Genomic DNA, 19,410 nt, shown 5'->3' on the forward strand with positions numbered 1-19,410 from the left:
GGAACAGGTGAACTTGAGCCGCAGTACCCCACTGTCAGCGTGACCACGCAGGGTGGGGATGTATCATCTGCCTGTTTGTGCAGAAATGCCTGGTCGGAAGCGGTGCCAAAATAGCGATTGGTTATGTTACAATTGCGCGCCATTTTTGACTGAAGATTGACTGGGCATGTTGGATCAGATTCGTATCGTGTTGGTAAACACCTCTCACACCGGCAACATGGGATCCGCGGCGCGGGCCATGAAGACCATGGGACTGACTCAATTGGTGCTGGTCGATCCCCAGGCCCAGCCGGATGAGGAGGCCGTCGCCCTGGCGGCGGGGGCCAGCGATATCCTGGCTCGCGCCCGTATCGTGCCGACCCTGGATGAAGCCATTGCCGACTGTGGTCTGGTCATCGGCACCAGTGCCCGTTCCCGCACCCTGAGCTGGCCCATGCTGGATCCCCGTGAAGCGGGCGAGAAGCTGGTTGCCGAGGGCATGGAGCACCCGGTCGCGCTGGTGTTTGGCCGTGAACGTACCGGCCTCACCAATGACGAACTGCAAAAATGCCACTTCCATGTGGCCATTCCCGCCAATCCAGAATACAGCTCCCTCAATCTGGCCATGGCAGTGCAGACCCTCTGTTACGAGGTGCGGATGCGCTGGCTGGAAGTACAGAACCAGGAGCATTCGGCCCCGGAGGATGAGCGTGTCGAGTACCCCAGCGCCCAGCAACTGGAAGGGTTTTATCAGCATCTGGAGCAGACGCTGCAAAAGACGGGATTCATTGCCGATGACCATCCAGGCCATGTGATGAGCAAACTGCGTCGTCTATTCAATCGGGCCAGACCCGAAGCGGTGGAGTTGAACATCCTGCGGGGCATTCTCACCTCTGTCCAGAAGTCCAGGGTACAGGATTAATCCTGACTGATTTACTCAAGCATATACTTGACTGATTTAGTCGGGTATGTGACCATATGCCACATATTGATTGGTTCGCAAGACGGTAAGGCATATGAGACTGACCTCAAAAGGACGTTACGCGGTGACAGCCATGCTCGACGTGGCGTTGCATGCAGAGCAGGGGCCCGTGCCCCTGGCTGATATTTCAGAGCGCCAGGGCATCTCCTTGTCCTATCTGGAACAACTGTTTGCCCGTCTGCGCAAGCATGGTCTGGTGAGCAGCGTACGTGGCCCCGGTGGCGGCTATCGCCTCGGTCTGGCCCCTGGCGAGATTTCGGTCGGTCAGGTGATCACCGCGGTCGATGAATCGGTCGATGCGACCAAGTGCCTCGGCAAAGGGGGCTGCCACGGTGGTACCCAGTGCCTGACCCACTCCTTGTGGCGGGATCTGAGCGAACGCATCTCCAGTTTCCTGGGGGATATCACTCTGGCCGAGCTGGTTGGTCAGGCCGATGTGCGCCGTATCGCCGGCAAGCAAGATGAACAAATGAAGACCGTGTTGTCCCTGGTTGATCGGGCCGAACGCGGTGATGTGAGCTTGAAAGTCCAACTATAAACGTGCTTTCCACGACGAGTCGCTGTGTGACCCCGTCGTAACGGAGAAAAAGATGAAACTGCCTATTTACCTTGATTATTCGGCAACCTGTCCGGTGGACCCGCGTGTCGCAGAAAAAATGATGCAGTGCCTCACCATGGACGGCCTGTTCGGCAACCCAGCCTCCCGTTCCCACCGTTTCGGCTGGCAGGCCGAAGAGGCGGTGGATCTGGCCCGTAATCAAGTGGCAGAGCTGATCGGCGCGGACCCGCGCGAGATCGTCTTTACCTCCGGTGCGACCGAGTCCAACAACCTGGCCATCAAGGGCATCGCCCATTTCTACGCCGGCAAGGGCAAGCACATCGTCACCTCCAAGACCGAGCACAAAGCCGTGCTGGATACCTGCCGCCAACTTGAGCGGGAAGGCTATGAGGTGACCTACCTCGAGCCCATGCCCAATGGCCTGTTCACTCTAGAGCAGATCGAAGGCGCCCTGCGTGATGACACCATCCTGGTCAGCATCATGCACGCCAACAACGAGATCGGGGTGGTGCAAGACATTGCTGCCATCGGCGAGCTGTGCCGTTCCCGCAAGATCCTGCTGCACGTGGACGCCGTCCAGAGCGTGGGCAAGATCCCGGTCGACGTGGAGGCGCTCAAGGTTGATCTGCTCTCCATGTCCGCCCACAAGGTATACGGCCCGAAAGGCATTGGCGCCCTGTATGTGCGCCGCAAGCCCCGCGTTCGTCTGGAAGCCCAAATGCACGGCGGTGGCCACGAGCGCGGCATGCGCTCCGGTACCCTGGCAACCCACCAGATCGTCGGCATGGGGGAAGCCTTCCGCATCGCCAAGGAAGAGATGGCGAGCGAGAGCCAGCACATCATGGCCCTGCGCCAGCGTCTGTGGGATGGCATCAAGAACATCGAAGAAGTCTATATCAACGGGGATCTGGATCAGCGTGTACCGGGTAACCTGAACGTCAGCTTCGCCTATGTGGAAGGGGAGTCCCTCATCATGGCACTGAAGGATCTGGCGGTCTCTTCCGGTTCTGCCTGTACCTCGGCCAGCCTGGAACCTTCCTACGTGCTGCGCGCCCTGGGTCTGAACGACGAGCTGGCACACAGCTCCATCCGTTTCAGCATCGGTCGCTTCACCACCGAAGAAGAGATCGACTACGCAATCAAGCTCATCTGCGACTCCATCGGTCGTCTGCGCGAGATGTCCCCCCTGTGGGAGATGTTCAAGGATGGCGTCGATCTGAACACGGTCGAATGGGCACATCACTGATCCTTGCCAGCATGGCAAGGGTCTGGTGAACAACGGAATTAGCAGGAGTTAGATATGGCTTACAGTGAAAAAGTAATCGACCACTACGAGAATCCCCGCAACGTCGGTGGTTTTGACAAGAACGATCCCAGCGTCGCCACCGGCATGGTCGGTGCACCGGCCTGTGGTGACGTCATGAAGCTGCAACTGAAGATCAGCGACGATGGCATCATCGAAGATGCCAAGTTCAAGACCTACGGCTGTGGTTCCGCCATCGCCTCCAGCTCCCTGGTGACCGAGTGGGTCAAGGGCAAGACCCTGGACGAAGCGGCCGGTATCAAGAACACCGACATCGCCGAAGAGCTGGCGCTGCCGCCGGTGAAGATCCACTGCTCCATTCTGGCGGAGGATGCCATCAAGGCCGCCATCGCCGATTACAAGCAGAAGAAAGGTCTTTAAGGTCCGGAGAGCAGTATGGCCATAACCATGACAGATGCCGCAGCGGCGCGGGTTTCCTCCTTCATGATCAACCGGGGCAAGGGTATCGGCCTGCGCCTCGGCGTCAAGACGACCGGCTGTTCTGGCCTTGCCTATGTGCTCGAGTTCGTGGATGAGCTGGCTGCCGAGGATCAGGTGTTCGAGCAGAAAGGCGTCAAGATCATCGTGGATGCCAAGAGCCTGATCCACCTGGATGGCACCGAGCTGGACTTCGTGAAGGAAGGCCTCAACGAGGGCTTCCAGTTCAACAACCCGAATGCCAAGGGCGAATGTGGTTGTGGCGAAAGCTTCAGCGTGTAAGTGGTTCGATTGACCGATCGCCCATGTTTGCAACGCCTCGCAGCCACAAGGGTGAGCCCTGTTGCGGCGAGTCTCTTGTGATCAACACCTTGCTCATCAACACAGTGGTGTGGACGCCAGTCCATGCCACTGCTTTCAAGTTCAAGACGAGTGTGGTTGCACTCCCAGCGCTATTGTCTGAGGACGAAGGATGAATCATTTCGAGCTGTTCGGGCTGGCTGAGGGCTTCGAGCTCGATACTCGCCAACTGGCTGACACCTATCGTCAGCTGCAGACCCAGTTCCATCCCGATCGTTTTGCGAGTGCCCCCGAGCGGGAGCAGCTTGCTGCCGTGCAGCGTGCTGCCCAGATCAACGATGCGTTTACCACCCTCAAGGCCCCCTTGCGCCGAGCCGAGTACCTGCTCTCCTTGCGGGGCACCGATATTCGCGGCGAGCAGCAGACACTGCAAGATCCTGCCTTTCTGATGCAACAGCTGGAGTGGCGAGAGCGGCTGGCTGATCTCAAGGGCGACGCCGACCCTGAGGGGGCCATCAAGGATTTTCGCCAGGAGATCAGGCATGATCACCAGGCGTTGATGCAACGGCTGACCGACTCTCTCACCAGGGGTGAGGATCTGCAGGCGGCGGATTGCGTTCGCAAGCTCAAATTTGTCGACAAGCTCCTCGAGGAGCTGGAACGATTCGAAGACTCGCTGTTCGAGTCTTGACCCTCTAACGCAGGAATTGTGATTACCCATGGCATTACTGCAAATTGCCGAGCCAGGCCAGAGCGCCGCACCTCACCAGCATAAACGTGCCGTCGGCATCGATCTTGGCACCACCAACTCCCTGGTCGCCGCCGTGCGCAGCGGCCAGGCCGACACCCTCTGTGACGAGCTGGGGCGTGATCTGCTGCCTTCCGTGGTCCATTACCAGGCCGATACCATCCGGGTTGGCTTCGATGCCAAGCGTGAGGCGGCCCTCGATCCCCACAACACCATCGTCTCGGTCAAGCGGATGATGGGCAAGGCGCTGGCCGACATCGATACCCGCCAGCAGCCTTACGAGTTCGTGGCTACCGAGACGGGCATGCCCCAGTTGCGGACCCGCCAGGGGCTGGTCAATCCGGTGCAGGTCTCGGCCGAGATCCTGAAAAAACTGGCCGAGCGCGGTGCCGCGTCCCTCGGGGGAGACCTCGACGGCGTGGTCATCACGGTGCCCGCCTATTTTGACGATGCCCAGCGTCAGGGTACCAAGGACGCGGCCAGACTGGCCGGTCTGCACGTACTGCGGTTGCTCAACGAACCCACGGCGGCCGCCATCGCCTATGGCCTCGACTCAGGCCAGGAAGGGGTGATCGCCGTCTATGACCTGGGTGGCGGAACCTTCGATATCTCCATCCTGCGCCTGCATCGCGGGGTGTTTGAGGTGATGGCCACCGGCGGCGACTCGGCACTCGGTGGTGACGATTTCGACCATCTGCTGGCGGACTGGCTCAAAGAGCAAGCCGGGTTGTCCGGTCAGCTCGATGCCCGTACCCAGCGCGAGTTGCTGGATGCGGCGGCCAGCATCAAGCACGGCCTCACCGATGCCGATGCCGTTACCTGCACCTTTGCCGGCTGGCAGGGTACCGTCACCCGCAGCCAGTTTGACGAGCTGATCCAGCCCCTGGTCAAGCGCACCCTGCAGGCCTGTCGGCGCGCCCTGCGCGATGCGGGTCTCGAGCAGGAAGAGGTACTGGAAGTGGTGATGGTCGGCGGCTCGACCCGGGTACCGCTGGTGCGCGAGCGGGTGGGCGAGTTCTTCGGCCGTACGCCCTTGACCAGCATCGACCCTGACAAGGTGGTGGCCATCGGTGCCGCCATCCAGGCAGACATCCTGGTGGGCAACAAGCCCGACGCCGAGATGCTGCTGCTGGACGTCATCCCGCTTTCCTTAGGGTTAGAGACCATGGGCGGCCTTGCCGAGAAGGTGATCCCGCGCAATACCACCATTCCGGTGGCCCGCGCCCAGGAGTTCACCACCTTCAAGGATGGCCAGACCGCGATGGCCATCCATTTGGTGCAGGGGGAGCGCGAGCTGGTGGCGGATTGCCGCTCCCTGGCCCGCTTCACCCTGACCGGCATTCCGCCCATGGCGGCCGGCGCCGCCCATATTCGCGTCACCTTCCAGGTGGATGCGGACGGTCTGCTGTCGGTCAGCGCCATGGAGAAATCCTCCGGCGTGCAGGCCGAGATCCAGGTCAAGCCCTCCTACGGGCTGGGTGAGGATGACATCCTCAACATGCTGAGCGCCTCCATCGCCAATGCCCAGCAGGACATGGACGCCCGCATGCTGGCGGAGCAGCAGGTCGAGGCCGACCGGGTGGTTGAGAGCCTCAACGCCGCCCTGGCCGCCGATGGCGAGGCGTTGCTGAGCCCCACCGAGCGGGCCGAGCTGGATGCCGCCATCGCCCATCTGCTGACTATGCGCAGCACGGGCACCACCAATCAGATCAAAGAGGCCATCGAGGCGGCGGACGCTGCCAGTGGCGAATTTGCAGCCCGCCGGATGGATGCCTCCATCCGCAAGGTACTGACCGGACAAAACGTCAACAAGGTGTGATATGCCAAAACTGATTATTCTGCCCCATCCCGAGCTCTGTCCGGACGGCGCGGCCCTCGAAGGTGCGACCGGTGAAACCATTCTGGATATCGCGCTGCGCAACGGCATCGAGATCGAGCACGCTTGCGAGAAGTCCTGTGCTTGTACTACCTGCCATTGCGTGGTGCGGGAAGGGTTCGACTCCCTCGAGCCGAGCGACGAGCTGGAAGACGACATGCTGGACAAGGCGTGGGGGCTGGAGCCGGAATCCCGTCTCAGCTGCCAGGCCAGACTGGCGGATGAGGATCTGGTGGTGGAACTGCCCAAGTACACCCTGAATCTGGCGTCCGAGCGCCACTGATGACCCCTTAATTACACATGAGTGAATTGCGCGTGCAGCATCTCATGGTGCAGTAATGATATGGTGAAGGCCGTGACCCTTGAGGGAGCGGCCTTTTTTGTGCCCGTGATTTCCCTATTCGTTGATGAAAGTGCCAATAAAAAGGAAGCAAGAGAACATGGCTGACATGATGAACGTAAGGTTGTCGTCCCAGGCTGCCGCCGCCCACTGGGGCGAGGGTGCCCTGCTCAGTTTCAACGGCGACGAGGCCCATCTCCATCTGGCCGCTGGCCAGGAGAAGGAGGCGCTGCGCGCCATCCAGCGGGGGGCCAGACGCCTCGAGTCGAGCGGCATCAAGCGCGTCAAACTGGTGGGTGAGGGCTGGAATGGGGAGCGTCGCTACGCCTTTGCCCAGGGCTTCTATGCCGCCAAGGGGGTTCGCGAGCTCGATTTTGGTGAACAGAGCGAGCAGGAAGCGGCCGAACTCGCTGCCCTGCTCAAAGCGACCCACTGGGTGCGCGAGGTGACCAACGGCTGCCCGGAAGCCATCTACCCCATGAGCCTGGCGGAGTCCGCTCTGCTGCTCATTCGCAGCCTCGGCGGTGACAAGGTGACCGCCCGCATCACCGCTGGCGAAGCCTTGCGTGAATCGGGTCATATCGGGATCTGGTCGGTGGGCCGTGGCAGCGAGCGCGAGCCGGTGCTGCTGGAGCTCGACTACAACCCGACCGGGGATGCCAACGCCCCCGTGGTCGCGGCGCTGGTGGGCAAGGGGATCACTTTTGATTCCGGCGGCTACTCCATGAAATCCTCCGACAACATGCTGCCGATGAAGTCCGACATGGGCGGCGCCGCCATGGTGACCGGCGCCCTGGCGCTGGCCATCAGCCGTGGCCTGAACAAGCGGGTCAAGCTCATCCTCTGCTGCGCCGAGAACCTGGTCTCCGGCCACGCCTTCAAGCTCGGCGACATCCTCACCTATCGCAACGGCATCTCGGTCGAGATCCAGAATACCGATGCGGAAGGTCGCCTGGTGCTGGCAGACGGCCTGCTGGCCGCGAGCGAAAGCGGGGCTGCCTACATCCTCGACTCTGCCACCCTGACCGGCGCCGCCAAGACCGCGCTGGGCCGCGACTACAATGCCGTGTTTGCCCTCGATGAGGCGGAGCAGGTGCGCGCGCTGGCTGCCGCCAACGCCGAAAACGAGAAGGCCTGGCCGCTGCCGCTCGAACCCTGGCACGCAGGCCAGCTCACCTCGGCCTTTGCCGAGCTGGGCAATGTGGCGTCCGCAGAAGGTACTGCCGGCGCCACCACCGCGGCGGCTTTCCTGTCGCGCTTCGTCCGTGACGAAGGCAAGGGCTGGGTGCACCTGGACCTGGCCGCTTCCTATCAGAAGTCGGGCAATGAGCTCTGGGCGACCGGGGCCAAGGGCCATGGTCTTCGCACGATTGCCCGCTGGTTGCAGGAGGTGTGCGCATGAACGTCTGGTTGAGCCGAGAGTTTGCACCGGCCGAGTGGGGGGAGGGGGCACTGCTCTCCCACCGTGCCGACGGCATGGTGATCCATCTGGTGAGCACCACTCCCTTGCTGGATATCCAGCAGGCGGCGCGGCGCCTGTGTAGCCAGGGGATCCAGCAGGTTGTCCTGGCTGGCCACTGGGAGCGGGAGCAGCAGTGGGCCTTTGCCCAGGGGCTGCAGACGCCCAAGGCGGAAGTGGGGTTGCAGTGGGCCACTTCGTCCGAGGAGGACAGGGAGGAGCTGGAGGCTCGCTGGCTGTGCGGGCGCTGGGTGCGGGAGATGACCAACGCCACCCCGGAGCAGCTGGGGCCGCTGGAGCTGGCGGTCGAAGCCGCCGCCTTCCTCACCGAGCTGGCACCAGACCGGATCAGCCATCGCATCCTCAAGGGAGGGGCGCTGCAACAGGCGGGCTGGGTCGGTCTCTATCAAGTGGGTCGTGGCAGTGACCGCGAGCCCGTGATGCTGGAGCTGGATTTCAATCCGGGCAAGGATCCCAAGGCGCCGGTAGCGGCCGCCCTGGTGGGCAAGGGGATCACCTTCGATTCCGGCGGCTACTCCATGAAGACCTCCCAGGGCATGCTGACCATGAAACACGACATGGGCGGTGCCGCCATCGTCACCGGCGCGCTGGCGCTGGCCATTCTGCGTGGCCTCGACAAGCGGGTGAAGCTCATCCTCTGCTGCGCCGAGAACCTGGTATCCGGCCATGCCTACAAGCTGGGCGACATCCTCACCTACAAGAACGGCACCACGGTGGAGGTGGTCAACACCGACGCCGAAGGGCGTCTGATTCTGGCCGACGGCTTGCAACTGGCCGGCGAGTCTGGTGCGCCGCTCATCATCGACGCTGCTACCCTCACCGGGGCGGCCGTGATGGCGCTGGGGGGGCGTTACAACGCCCTGTTTGGACTGGACAAGGGGCTGGTGAGCCGCGCCATGGCCTATTCGGATGCGGAGCAGGAGCCAGCATGGCCGCTGCCGCTGGAGCCCTGGCATCGCCAGCAGTGTCCGTCCCACTATGCCGACACCGCCAACAGCCGCCCCGTGCCGGGCGGCGGACCGGGGGGGGCCTCCAATGCGGCAGGCTTCCTCTCCCGCTTTGTCCCTGATGAGGGAAGAGGCTGGCTGCATGTCGATCTCGCCGCCTGCTTCAGTGAGAACGGCGACAGTCTGTGGGCGCCCGGGGCCAATACCCTGGGGATGCGCACCATCGCCCATACCCTGCTGGCGGAGACGCGCTGAGTCAGTGAACGGCATCACAAGGGCACCTCAGGGTGCCCTTTCCAGTGCTGCTTTGCTGAGCAATTGATACAGTTTTGAGGCATTAGCATGCCGATCGTGCGCAAGCGCACATTTTTTCTCTCTGCCCTGGCACAAGATGAGTCACCATGTTGTTTCAAGGATTCTTTTGTTTAACAAAAAGTTGATTTTTTGTGTGTTATTTCGTTTTTTGTTTACGTATAATCGCCGCCGAACATGGATTCCTACAATAAAACTCTGTAGTTAAGGAAAGAACTCAATGGCTATCGAACGTACCTTCTCCATCGTCAAGCCGGATGCGGTCAGCAAGAACCTGATTGGTGCCATTTACAGCCGCTTCGAAAGCGCCGGCCTGAAAGTCATCGCCGCCAAGATGCTGCACCTGACCAGCGAACAGGCCGCCGGTTTCTACGCCGAGCACCAGGGCAAGCCGTTTTATGATGGTCTGGTCGGCTTCATGACCTCTGGCCCCGTCATGGTACAGGTGCTGGAAGGTGAAGACGCCATCCGCCGTCACCGTGAAATCATGGGCGCCACCAACCCGAAAGAGGCGCTGGCCGGCACCCTGCGCGCCTGCTACGCCGAGAGCATCGATCGCAACGCCGTCCACGGCTCCGATGCCCCGGCCTCTGCCGCCCGTGAAATCGCCTACTTCTTCTCCGACGACGAGATCTGCCCGCGCGGCTGATGTTGTCTGCTGGTGACCAAGGGAGCTTCGGCTCCCTTTTGTTTTTTGGTCATCCTGCCAATATCCACTTATTCTCCAGGTGGAAAGCCAGACCCATTATTTGTACAATGCCGCCCCCTGACGTAGGTCAGCCGATAATTTATGAAGTGTGTGAGCTGAGGCCCCTGATGAGCGAAACAAAAACCAACCTGCTGGATCTCGACCGGGATGCCATGCGTGCCTTCTTCGTCGAGTTGGGCGAGAAGCCGTTCCGGGCAGACCAGATAATGAAGTGGATCTATCACTTCGGTTGTGATGATTTCGATCAGATGAGCAACGTCAACAAGGCGCTGCGCGAGCGGCTCAAGGCCATTGCCGAGATCCGAGCCCCCGAGATCAGCCGTGAACAGCGCTCCGCCGATGGCACCATCAAATGGGCGCTGCAGGTGGGCGATCAGGAGGTGGAGACTGTCTACATTCCGGAAGCGGACCGCGCTACCCTGTGCGTCTCCTCCCAGGTGGGCTGCGCCCTGGCGTGCACCTTCTGCTCCACCGCCCAGCAAGGGTTCAACCGCAACCTGAAAGTCTCCGAGATCATCGGCCAGGTGTGGCGTGCCGCCAAAGTGGTGGGTGGCAAGCGCCCCATCACCAACGTGGTGATGATGGGCATGGGTGAGCCGCTGCTCAACCTCGCCAACGTGGTACCTGCCATGAAGCTGATGATGGATGACTTCGGCTTCAGCATCTCCAAGCGCCGCGTCACTCTCTCCACCTCCGGTGTGGTGCCGGCGCTGGACATGCTGGGGGACCAGATCGACGTTGCCCTGGCCATCTCCCTGCATGCGCCGAACGATGCACTTCGCTCCGAGATCATGCCGATCAACGACAAGTACAACATCGAAGCCTTCCTTGCTGGGGTACGCCGCTATCTGGCCAAGTCCAACGCCAACGGCGGCCGGGTGACCGTGGAGTATGTGCTGCTCGACCACATCAACGACGACATGCAGCATGCCCATGAGCTGGCCAAGGTCCTCAAGGAAACCCCTTGCAAGATCAACCTGATCCCGTTCAACCCCTTCCCGGGCAACCCGTTTGGCAAGCCGAGCAACAGCCGTATCGACCGTTTCTCCAAGGTGTTGATGGAATACGGCCTGACCGTCATCGTGCGCAAGACCCGTGGTGACGACATCGACGCCGCCTGCGGCCAGCTGGTGGGGGAGGTGATCGACCGCACCAAGCGCACCATGAAAAATCGGATGCAACAGGATGGGATTTCCGTCAAAATGGTTTAACTCCTAAGCCATTGTATAGACAGGAAATGGATATCCGTACATTGATCGTAGTGGCAGCGCTCTGTGCGCTGCCAGGCTGTGTCACAGAGACCACTTACGCTGGCCAGAATTCGACCCAGCGTGAAGTGGGTCCCGACCTCAAGGCCGCCGCCCAGACTCGTCTCGATCTGGGTATCCAGTATCTGCGCCAGGGCAATGCCGAGCAGGCCAAATTCAACCTCGACCGCGCCCTTCAGTACGATCCCAACAATCCTCAGGTCTACATCGGTTTTGCCTATTTCTACCAGCAGGTGTCGGATTTCAAGGCCGCCGAGGCGAGCTACAAGAAAGCGCTGGCCATGGATCCGTCCAATGCTGACGCGATGAACAACTATGGCGCCTTCCTCTGCAACCGTGGCCGCTTCGACGAAGCGGAAAAGGCGTTCTTGCAGGCCGTCAGCCAGCCCGATTACGTGAAGATCGCCGATACCTACGAGAATGCGGCGCTCTGCTCGATGCAAAATCACAGAAATGACAAGGCCGGCGAGTATTATCGTCTGGCCTTGGGGTATAATCCCCGCAATCCTAGGTTATTGCTGGACATGGCCGAGCTTTCCATGAAAGATGGCAAGCTTCCTGATGTCCAGTCTTACCTCGCGCGCTTTGCCGACGTGGCAGAGGAGAACGAGGAGAGCCTCTGGCTCCGGCTGCGGCTGGCCCAGGCCATGGACAAACCGGCATTACTTCACCAATTCGGGACTGAGCTGGTAAGGCAATATCCCACTTCGCAACAAGCCAAGCGTTACTTAGCCAATGACTACTGAACAGCCACACGATTTCCAAGACGACTCCCAGGCAGCGGGCCCAGGCCAGCTGCTGCGCAACGCCCGTGAACAGCTCGGCTGGACCCGGGAACAGGTTGCGTCCCGCATTCACCTTCGTCTGACCCTGATCGCCGCCATCGAAGCGGATACCTATGACAAGCACACGTCCCATACCTTCATTCGTGGCTATCTGCGGGCCTATGCCAAGCTCGTGGGCATCCCGGAGGAGACCATCCTCGCCGCCTACGAGAAGCTGGGACTGACTCCCCCCGACAACATCGACATGCAGAGCTTCTCCCGTCGCTCCCGCCAGCAGGCCAATGACAGCCGGCTCAAGGTGGTGACCTGGCTGGTGATCCTGGTGCTGATCGGGCTCTCCGTCGCCTGGTGGTGGCAGAGCACGGCGCGCCGCTCTGCCGGTGACGACGCCCTGGCGGCGACCGAGATGAGCGCGACCATCAATACGCCGGAAGCGAATGTTGCCCCCGCCGTGGAGGTCGCCGAGCCCGTGCTGCCCTCCGCGTCCGATGCCGTGTCCACCCAGGTTGTGGTGAGCGGTGCCACCGCGACCCTGCCTGTGGTCGCTACGGATGCCAGCGCAGCCGTCCCGACGGACGTTTCCGGCGCGGTCTCGACTGCCGAGAGCACGACCAACGAGCCCGCCAAGGCGCCCCAGCTCAAGATGAGCTTCACCGCCGATTGCTGGCTGGACGTCAAGGATGCCAACGGCAAGACCCTGTTCAGCGGTCTGAAGAAGGCTAACGACGAACTGGTACTGGAAGGACCCGAGCCACTCAGATTCATCATTGGCGCGCCCATGGCGGTCAATCTCGAATATCAGGGCAAGTCCTTCGACATGAGCCGTTACAACAACGGCCGGACTGCCCGCTTCTCACTGCCGCAGGAGTAATCAGTCCGCCATGTCTGTTCACGAAAAGCCCGCACACGAATCACCCATCGTTCGTCGCAAATCCAGACAGATCATGGTCGGCAACGTGCCGGTTGGGGGCGATGCCCCCATCACGGTACAGACCATGACCAACACCAAGACCACGGACGTGGCCGCTACCGTCGAGCAGATCCAGCGGATCGAGCGGGTCGGCGCCGACATCGTCCGGGTCTCCGTCCCCACCATGGAGGCGGCGGAAGCGTTCAAGCTCATCAAACAGCAGACCCGCATCCCCATTGTGGCCGACATCCACTTCGACTACCGCATCGCCCTCAAAGTGGCCGAGTACGGGGCCGACTGCCTGCGCATCAACCCGGGCAACATCGGCAACGAAGAGCGGGTGCGTGCGGTGGTGGATTGTGCCCGTCACTACAACATCCCCATCCGCATCGGCGTCAACGGCGGTTCCCTTGAGCGTGATCTCCAGGAGAAATACGGCGAGCCGACCCCGGAGGCGCTGCTGGAGTCCGCCATGCGCCACGTGGATTATCTGGATCGCCTCGACTTCCAGAACTTCAAGGTGAGCGTCAAGGCGTCCGATGTCTTCCTGGCGGTCGGTGCCTATCGCCTGCTGGCCAAGCAGATCGATCAACCCCTGCATCTGGGCATCACGGAAGCGGGCGGTTTTCGCGCCGGCGCGGTCAAGTCCGCCATTGGCCTTGGCATGTTGCTGAGCGAAGGGATTGGCGACACCCTGCGCATCTCCCTGGCCGCCGATCCGGTGGAAGAGGTGAAGGTGGGCTTCGACATCCTCAAGTCCCTGCGCATCCGCTCCCGCGGCATCAACTTCATCGCCTGTCCCTCCTGCTCCCGTCAGGAGTTCGACGTCATCGGCACGGTCAACGCCCTGGAAGAGCGGCTCGAAGACATCATCACCCCGATGGATGTCTCCATCATCGGCTGTGTGGTGAACGGTCCGGGGGAGGCGCTGGTCTCCGATCTCGGCCTTGCGGGCGCCGCCAACAAGAGTGCCTTCTACGAGGGGGGCCAGCGGGTCGACCGACTCGACAACAAGGATTTGATCCCGACTCTGGAGCGTCGCATCCGTGCCAGGGCCGCCATGCTGGATCCGGCCAACCAGATCCAGGTGGACAAAGGTTGAACGATGACGGGGCCACCTGGGGTGGCCCCGGCTTTAGGTTGTTGATTTTACATCCCGCATCCGGGCACCCGATTTTACCTCGGGGTCGAAAATCCCTATAATGCGGCCAAATTTTACCTCTTTTTCTCGAGTATCAACGTGGCAAAACAGATCCAAGCTATTCGCGGTATGAATGATTGCCTGCCGGAGCAGAGCCCGGTATGGCAGAAAGTAGAACAGATCCTGCGCCAGGTCGTGGCCAGCTATGGCTACAGCGAAGTGCGCATGCCCATCGTCGAGCAGACCCATCTGTTCAAGCGTGCCATCGGTGAAGTGACCGACGTGGTCGAAAAAGAGATGTACACCTTTGAAGACCGCAACGGCGACAGCCTGAGCCTGCGTCCGGAAGGGACCGCCAGTTGCGTCCGTGCCGGCATCGAGCACGGTCTGCTTTACAACCAGGAACGCCGGATGTGGTACATGGGCCCCATGTTCCGCCACGAGCGTCCCCAGAAAGGTCGCTATCGCCAGTTCCATCAGTTCGGGGTCGAGCTGTTCGGCATCAACGGGCCGGACATCGATGCCGAGCTCATCATGCTGACCCACCGCCTGTGGCGCCTGTTCGGCATCAGCGATCACGTGACCCTGCAGCTCAACACCCTCGGCCAGAGCAACGAACGTGCCGCCTATCGCGATGCCCTGGTCGCCTATCTGGAACAGTACAAGAGCGAGCTGGACGAAGAGAGCCAGCGCCGCATGTACAGCAACCCTTTGCGGGTGCTCGACTCCAAGGACGAGAAAGTGCAGGCCATCCTGGCGGGTGCCCCCCGTCTGTTCGATCACCTTGGCGAAGAGAGCCTGGCTCACTTCGAAGGGCTCAAGCGCCTGCTCACGGCGGCCGGCATCCAGTTCGAGGTGAACGAGCGTCTGGTGCGCGGCCTCGACTACTACAACCTGACCGTGTTCGAGTGGGTGACCAACAGCCTGGGGGCCCAGGGCACCGTCTGTGCCGGTGGTCGCTACGACGGCCTGGTGGAGCAGCTCGGTGGCCAGCCGACCCCGGCAGTGGGCTTTGCCATGGGCATGGAGCGTCTGGTGCTGATGCTTGAAACCCTCGAACTCAATGCTGACATCCGCCCGGCGGTGGATGTCTATCTCTGCATGGTGGGTGAGGGGACCGAGCAGGCTGGCTTCGCCCTGGCAGAGCGCCTGCGCGATGCCCTGCCGGACTTGCGCCTCATGAGCCACTGCGGCGGCGGCAACTTCAAGAAACAACTCAAGCGTGCCGACAAGAGCGGCGCGGCCATTGCCCTGATCCTTGGGGAGACCGAGGTGCAAAGCGGGGAGATCACCATTAAATATCTGCGTGGCCAGGCCGAGCAACAGACCGTCTCGGTCGATGCCGCCATCGCCCTGCTGGCAGCGAAAGGAGAGTAAGCTGTGGAAGTGTATACCACTGAAGAACAACAGGTTGAGGTCATCAAGAACTGGTGGAAAGAGAACGGCACCTCGGTGATCGCCGGGACCGTGATCGGTCTGGTCGGCCTCTTTGGCTGGCGCTACTACAACGAGATGCAGCAGAACAACCAGGAAGCCGCCTCCCAGGCTTACAACGAGATGACCGCCCAGCTCGCCAAGGGGGATGACGCCGCCCTGGAGCAGGCAAAGAGCTTCATTACCGCCCACAAGGGTGACGCCTATGCCGAGCTGGCCGCCCTGCAACTGGCCGCGGCCGCCGTCAAGGCGGGCAAGCTGGATCTGGCTGCCGAGCAGCTGACCCAGGTGGCCGCCAGTGGCGATGACAGCATCAAGCCCATCGCCGCCCTGCGTCTGGCAAGGGTCCTGAGCGATCAGGGCAAGGCTGACGAGGCCCTGGCCCAGCTTGGCAAGATCAACAACGACGCCTTCAAGGCCCAGGTGGCGGAAGTGCGCGGCGACATCCTGCAAAAGCAGGGCAAGGCCGAAGAAGCGCGCGATGCCTATCAGGCGGCGGCGGATGCCGGCGGCCTGCAGAGCAGCGCCGAACTCAAGCTGAAGATGGATGATCTGGCGCTGCCAGCCGTCACTGCGGGCGAGGCTCCGGATGCGTAATCTGTACAAGCGAATGGCGCTGGGGGTGGCTGTCTCCTTCGCCTTGCAGGGCTGCTCCCTGTTCAGTTCGGAAGAAGATCTCAACCCCATGGCACCCCTGCCCAAGGTTGAGTCCGCGTTCACTGCCGATACCGCATGGTCCTCCTCGGTCGGGGATGGCATCGGCGACTTCTACTCCCAGCTCAAGCCGGTGGTGGAAGAGGACCGCATCTATGCAGCGGCCCGCGATGGCGATGTGACCGCCTTCGAGCGCGAGAGCGGCAAGGAGCTGTGGAGCGTGGATCTGGCAGATCTGCCCATCAACGCCGACAAGCGCAGTGCCCGTCTCTCCGGTGGTCTGGTCTCTCGCTACGGCAAGCTGTTCCTCGGGTCCGAAAACGGGGTGGTCTACGCCCTGAACGAGGCCAACGGCGAAGTGCTGTGGCAGACCACGGTACCTGGGGAAGTGGTGGCGAGCCCCGCCGTCGAGGATGGCCGCGTGGTGGTGCTGACCACCTCCGGTCGTCTGGTGGCGCTCGATACCGACGAGGGCAAGCTGCAGTGGACCCTGTCCGAAGAGCAGCCGCCCCTGACCCTGCGCAGTGCCGGCGCCCCCATCATCACCAACGGTGCCGTCATCTATGGCCGCGCCGATGGCAAGGTGGGCATCGCCCTGCTGAGCAACGGCCAGCCGGTGCGTCAATCCAAGGTGGCCGACCCGCGCGGCGCCACCGAACTGGATCGGATGGTGGACGTCGATGCCAGCCCGCTGATTGCCGGTGATGAGCTCTACGCCATCGCCTACAACGGCCAGTTGATGGCGCGCAAGCTGATGAGCGGCGACGAAGTGTGGAAGCGCAAGTATTCCGGTTATCGCGACATGGCGGTGACCGGCAATGCCATCGTGCTGACCGACAGCCGCAGCCATCTGTTTGCGGTCGATCGTCGCAACGGTCTCGAGCTGTGGTCCAACACCCAGCTGGAAAACCGCACCGTGACCGCCCCCGTCATCCTGGGTGACTATGTGGTGGTCGGCGATGTGGAAGGTTACCTGTATTGGCTGGACCGTACCGACGGGACCATCAAGGCCATGCAGCAGCTCGACAGCAGTGGTCTCTATGCCGCTCCGCTGGTGGAGGGTGACACCCTGTATGTGCAGAGCCGTGACGGCAAGTTGTACGCCCTCAAGCGTCCTTGATCGTCCGATAATGTGAATATCCGGCTCCTGGTCTTCGGACCCGGAGCCTTTGTCGTCTTGAGAATGAGGCTTTTATGACTCCTGTAGTTGCCCTGGTGGGCCGCCCCAACGTGGGGAAATCCACCCTGTTTAACCGCCTGACCCGTACCCGGGATGCCCTGGTTGCCGACTTCCCCGGCCTGACCCGGGACCGCAAATATGGCCAGGCGAAGCTGGGCGAGCTGGAATTTATCGTGGTCGATACCGGCGGTATCGATGGCACCGAGGAGGGGATCGAGCTGAAGATGGCCGAGCAGTCCCTGCTGGCCATCGAAGAGGCCGATGTGGTGCTCTTCATGGTGGATGCCCGTGCCGGTCTCACCGCGGCGGATCAGGCCATCGCCGAGCACCTGCGCAAGACCCACAAGAAGGTGTTTCTGGTGGCCAACAAGACCGACGGCATCGACGGTGACTCCGCGGTGTCCGAGTTCTACGGTCTGGCCCTGGGCGAGGTCTACCAGATGGCGGCCGCCCACGGCCGTGGCGTACTGAGCCTGCTGGAGCTGGCCCTGGCCCCTCACCTCGAGACTCTGGTCGGCTCTGCCACCCAGGCACAAGAGGAAGAGGAGCTGGAGGAGTTCGACGAAGAGGCCCTGCTGCGCATGGTGGCTGCCGGTGAGCTCGACACCCGGGAAGACACCAAGGAGACGCCGTTCGCCGACCTGCCCATCAAGTTCGCCATCGTCGGTCGTCCCAACGTCGGCAAATCCACCCTGACCAACCGCATGCTGGGTGAAGATCGGGTCATCGTCTACGACATGCCGGGTACCACCCGCGACTCCGTCTACATCCCCATGGAGCGCGACGATCAGAAATACGTGGTCATCGACACCGCCGGCGTGCGTCGCCGTGGCAAGGTGCACGAGACGGTGGAGAAGTTCTCCGTCATCAAGACGCTCAAGGCGATTGAAGATGCCAACGTCTGCCTGCTGGTCATTGACGCCCGGGAGACCATCACGGATCAGGACTTGAGCATCCTCGGCTTCGTGCTCAACAGCGGCCGCTCCGTGGTACTGGTGGTCAACAAGTGGGACGGCCTGGATCAGAAGGTGAAAGAGGACGTCAAGAACGAGCTGGACAGACGTCTGGGTTTCATCGACTTCGCCCGGGTGCACTTCATCTCCGCCCTGCACGGCAGCGGCGTCGGTCACCTGTTCGAATCCATCAACGAGGCTTACGAGTCCGCGACCCGCCGCACCAGCACCGCCATGCTGACCCGCATCATGCAGATGGCCCAGGAAGATCACCAGCCGCCCATGGTGAATGGTCGCCGGGTCAAGCTGAAGTATGCCCACGCTGGTGGCTACAACCCGCCGCGCATCGTGATCCACGGCAACCAGCTGAACGACCTGCCGGACTCCTACAAGCGCTACCTCATCAACTACTTCCGCAAGTCGTTGAAAATCATGGGGACGCCGATCCGGGTGGAGTTCCAGGAGTCGGTCAACCCGTTCGAGGGCAAGAAGAACACCCTGACCCTGAGCCAGGAACGCCAGCGCAAGCGCCTGCTCAAGGCCAAAGCGAAGAAATAAAGCCCTGCGGCTGCCCTTACCGGCAGCCGTTTTTCTTGATGGCCCTCCTCAGGGCAGACAAACCGGGGGAGGGGCTGCGAGTGACGCCGGTGCACAGTGACGTAAAGAGGAGTCGAGAAGAGAATGAACACGCTGACCTGCCCTGCCTGTCAGGGCGAACTGGACAGCCGCAGCCGCGAGACGACGTGTGGCCAGTGTCAGGCCCGTTATCGCATCCGGGCCCTGTGTCCTGCCTGCGGGCAGGAGCTGGAGCGGCTTCGGGCTTGCGGCGCGGTGGATTATTTTTGCAACCACTGCAACACCCTGGTCTCCAAGCGCACCGTTCTGTTTGAAGCGCAGCCTGACAAGGCATAAAAAAACCCGGCTGATGCCGGGTTTATACTGTGTGCTCCGCTATCAGCAGCGTGAAGGAGCGGTTTCTGTGCCAGATCTTGCGTTTCATGTCGGCCAGCTTGAGCTTGCGTCTCGGGCTCCAGGCACATTTGGTTTTTCGGGCCAACATGGCTCTTCTGCGTGCTCGCATCCTGTTCTCCTCCCTGGTCTTGCGTGGGGCC

At 61.6% G+C, this 19,410-nt stretch carries 20 protein-coding genes; all 20 read left to right on the plus strand.

What is annotated here, in order from left to right; all coding sequences use genetic code 11:
- The first annotated feature begins 166 nt into the window (after positions 1–166).
- The 20 genes from trmJ to AB5Y89_RS12110 all read left to right on the plus strand — a co-directional run bounded on the left by trmJ (position 167) and on the right by AB5Y89_RS12110 (position 19,210).
- Positions 167–901 (plus strand): tRNA (cytosine(32)/uridine(32)-2'-O)-methyltransferase TrmJ, encoded by a 735-nt coding sequence (gene trmJ, locus AB5Y89_RS12015; protein WP_124243925.1) that lies wholly within the window; start codon positions 167–169, stop codon positions 899–901.
- A gap of 94 nt (positions 902–995) precedes the next feature.
- The gene (gene iscR, locus AB5Y89_RS12020) at positions 996–1,499 is read left to right on the plus strand and encodes a Fe-S cluster assembly transcriptional regulator IscR (RefSeq protein ID WP_025327241.1); all 504 of its coding nucleotides are present in this window, start codon (positions 996–998) and stop codon (positions 1,497–1,499) included.
- A gap of 52 nt (positions 1,500–1,551) precedes the next feature.
- Entirely contained in the window at positions 1,552–2,766 is a 1,215-nt protein-coding gene (locus AB5Y89_RS12025) for an IscS subfamily cysteine desulfurase (RefSeq protein WP_010675060.1), read from the plus strand.
- 54 nt (positions 2,767–2,820) lie between these two features.
- Complete coding sequence (iscU, locus tag AB5Y89_RS12030) at positions 2,821–3,204, plus strand: Fe-S cluster assembly scaffold IscU (RefSeq protein WP_010675059.1); 384 nt, start codon at positions 2,821–2,823, stop codon at positions 3,202–3,204.
- A 15-nt stretch (positions 3,205–3,219) separates the two neighbouring features.
- On the plus strand, positions 3,220–3,543 hold the full coding sequence (gene iscA, locus AB5Y89_RS12035) for an iron-sulfur cluster assembly protein IscA (RefSeq protein ID WP_010675058.1): 324 nt from the start codon (positions 3,220–3,222) through the stop codon (positions 3,541–3,543).
- Positions 3,544–3,733: 190 nt separating this feature from the next.
- Positions 3,734–4,252: a co-chaperone HscB gene (hscB, locus tag AB5Y89_RS12040; RefSeq protein ID WP_368223852.1), complete on the plus strand. Its 519-nt coding sequence runs from the start codon at positions 3,734–3,736 to the stop codon at positions 4,250–4,252.
- A gap of 28 nt (positions 4,253–4,280) precedes the next feature.
- Entirely contained in the window at positions 4,281–6,128 is a 1,848-nt protein-coding gene (gene hscA / locus AB5Y89_RS12045; protein ID WP_368223854.1) for a Fe-S protein assembly chaperone HscA, read from the plus strand.
- Between the two features lies 1 nt (position 6,129).
- Positions 6,130–6,468, plus strand: coding sequence for an ISC system 2Fe-2S type ferredoxin (gene fdx / locus AB5Y89_RS12050; protein ID WP_005299781.1), 339 nt, complete (start codon positions 6,130–6,132; stop codon positions 6,466–6,468).
- 157 nt (positions 6,469–6,625) lie between these two features.
- Complete coding sequence (gene pepB, locus AB5Y89_RS12055) at positions 6,626–7,927, plus strand: aminopeptidase PepB (RefSeq protein ID WP_368223856.1); 1,302 nt, start codon at positions 6,626–6,628, stop codon at positions 7,925–7,927.
- Positions 7,924–9,207, plus strand: coding sequence for an aminopeptidase PepB (gene pepB, locus AB5Y89_RS12060; protein WP_368223857.1), 1,284 nt, complete (start codon positions 7,924–7,926; stop codon positions 9,205–9,207). Before pepB (AB5Y89_RS12055) ends, pepB (AB5Y89_RS12060) begins: the two co-directional genes overlap by 4 nt.
- 277 nt (positions 9,208–9,484) lie before the next feature.
- Positions 9,485–9,913, plus strand: coding sequence for a nucleoside-diphosphate kinase (gene ndk, locus AB5Y89_RS12065; RefSeq protein WP_045524435.1), 429 nt, complete (start codon positions 9,485–9,487; stop codon positions 9,911–9,913).
- A gap of 167 nt (positions 9,914–10,080) precedes the next feature.
- Positions 10,081–11,184: a bifunctional tRNA (adenosine(37)-C2)-methyltransferase TrmG/ribosomal RNA large subunit methyltransferase RlmN gene (locus tag AB5Y89_RS12070; RefSeq protein WP_010675052.1), complete on the plus strand. Its 1,104-nt coding sequence runs from the start codon at positions 10,081–10,083 to the stop codon at positions 11,182–11,184.
- An 11-nt stretch (positions 11,185–11,195) separates the two neighbouring features.
- Complete coding sequence (tapF, locus tag AB5Y89_RS12075; RefSeq protein WP_080768047.1) at positions 11,196–11,987, plus strand: PilW family type IVa pilus biogenesis/stability lipoprotein TapF; 792 nt, start codon at positions 11,196–11,198, stop codon at positions 11,985–11,987.
- A complete protein-coding gene (locus AB5Y89_RS12080) occupies positions 11,977–12,897 on the plus strand; it encodes a RodZ domain-containing protein (RefSeq protein WP_368223859.1) in 921 nt (306 codons plus the stop codon). The genes tapF and AB5Y89_RS12080 overlap by 11 nt, the downstream gene beginning before the upstream one ends.
- Before the next feature lie 10 nt (positions 12,898–12,907).
- Positions 12,908–14,038: a flavodoxin-dependent (E)-4-hydroxy-3-methylbut-2-enyl-diphosphate synthase gene (ispG, locus tag AB5Y89_RS12085; RefSeq protein ID WP_010675049.1), complete on the plus strand. Its 1,131-nt coding sequence runs from the start codon at positions 12,908–12,910 to the stop codon at positions 14,036–14,038.
- Positions 14,039–14,176: 138 nt separating this feature from the next.
- Positions 14,177–15,454 carry a histidine--tRNA ligase gene (hisS, locus tag AB5Y89_RS12090; RefSeq protein ID WP_010675048.1) on the plus strand — a complete coding sequence of 426 codons (1,278 nt, stop codon included), beginning with the start codon at positions 14,177–14,179 and terminating at the stop codon, positions 15,452–15,454.
- A 3-nt stretch (positions 15,455–15,457) separates the two neighbouring features.
- A complete protein-coding gene (locus AB5Y89_RS12095) occupies positions 15,458–16,108 on the plus strand; it encodes a tetratricopeptide repeat protein (protein ID WP_010675047.1) in 651 nt (216 codons plus the stop codon).
- A complete protein-coding gene (gene bamB, locus AB5Y89_RS12100; RefSeq protein WP_029314685.1) occupies positions 16,101–17,285 on the plus strand; it encodes an outer membrane protein assembly factor BamB in 1,185 nt (394 codons plus the stop codon). Before AB5Y89_RS12095 ends, bamB begins: the two co-directional genes overlap by 8 nt.
- 74 nt (positions 17,286–17,359) lie before the next feature.
- Positions 17,360–18,856, plus strand: a complete 1,497-nt coding sequence (der, locus tag AB5Y89_RS12105) for a ribosome biogenesis GTPase Der (protein WP_103242995.1) — start codon at positions 17,360–17,362, stop codon at positions 18,854–18,856.
- A 123-nt stretch (positions 18,857–18,979) separates the two neighbouring features.
- Positions 18,980–19,210 (plus strand): zinc ribbon domain-containing protein, encoded by a 231-nt coding sequence (locus tag AB5Y89_RS12110; RefSeq protein ID WP_039038718.1) that lies wholly within the window; start codon positions 18,980–18,982, stop codon positions 19,208–19,210.
- Positions 19,211–19,410 lie beyond the last annotated feature (200 nt).

Source organism: Aeromonas sp. s4 (genome assembly GCF_040907855.1).
Classification (GTDB): domain Bacteria; phylum Pseudomonadota; class Gammaproteobacteria; order Enterobacterales; family Aeromonadaceae; genus Aeromonas; species Aeromonas caviae.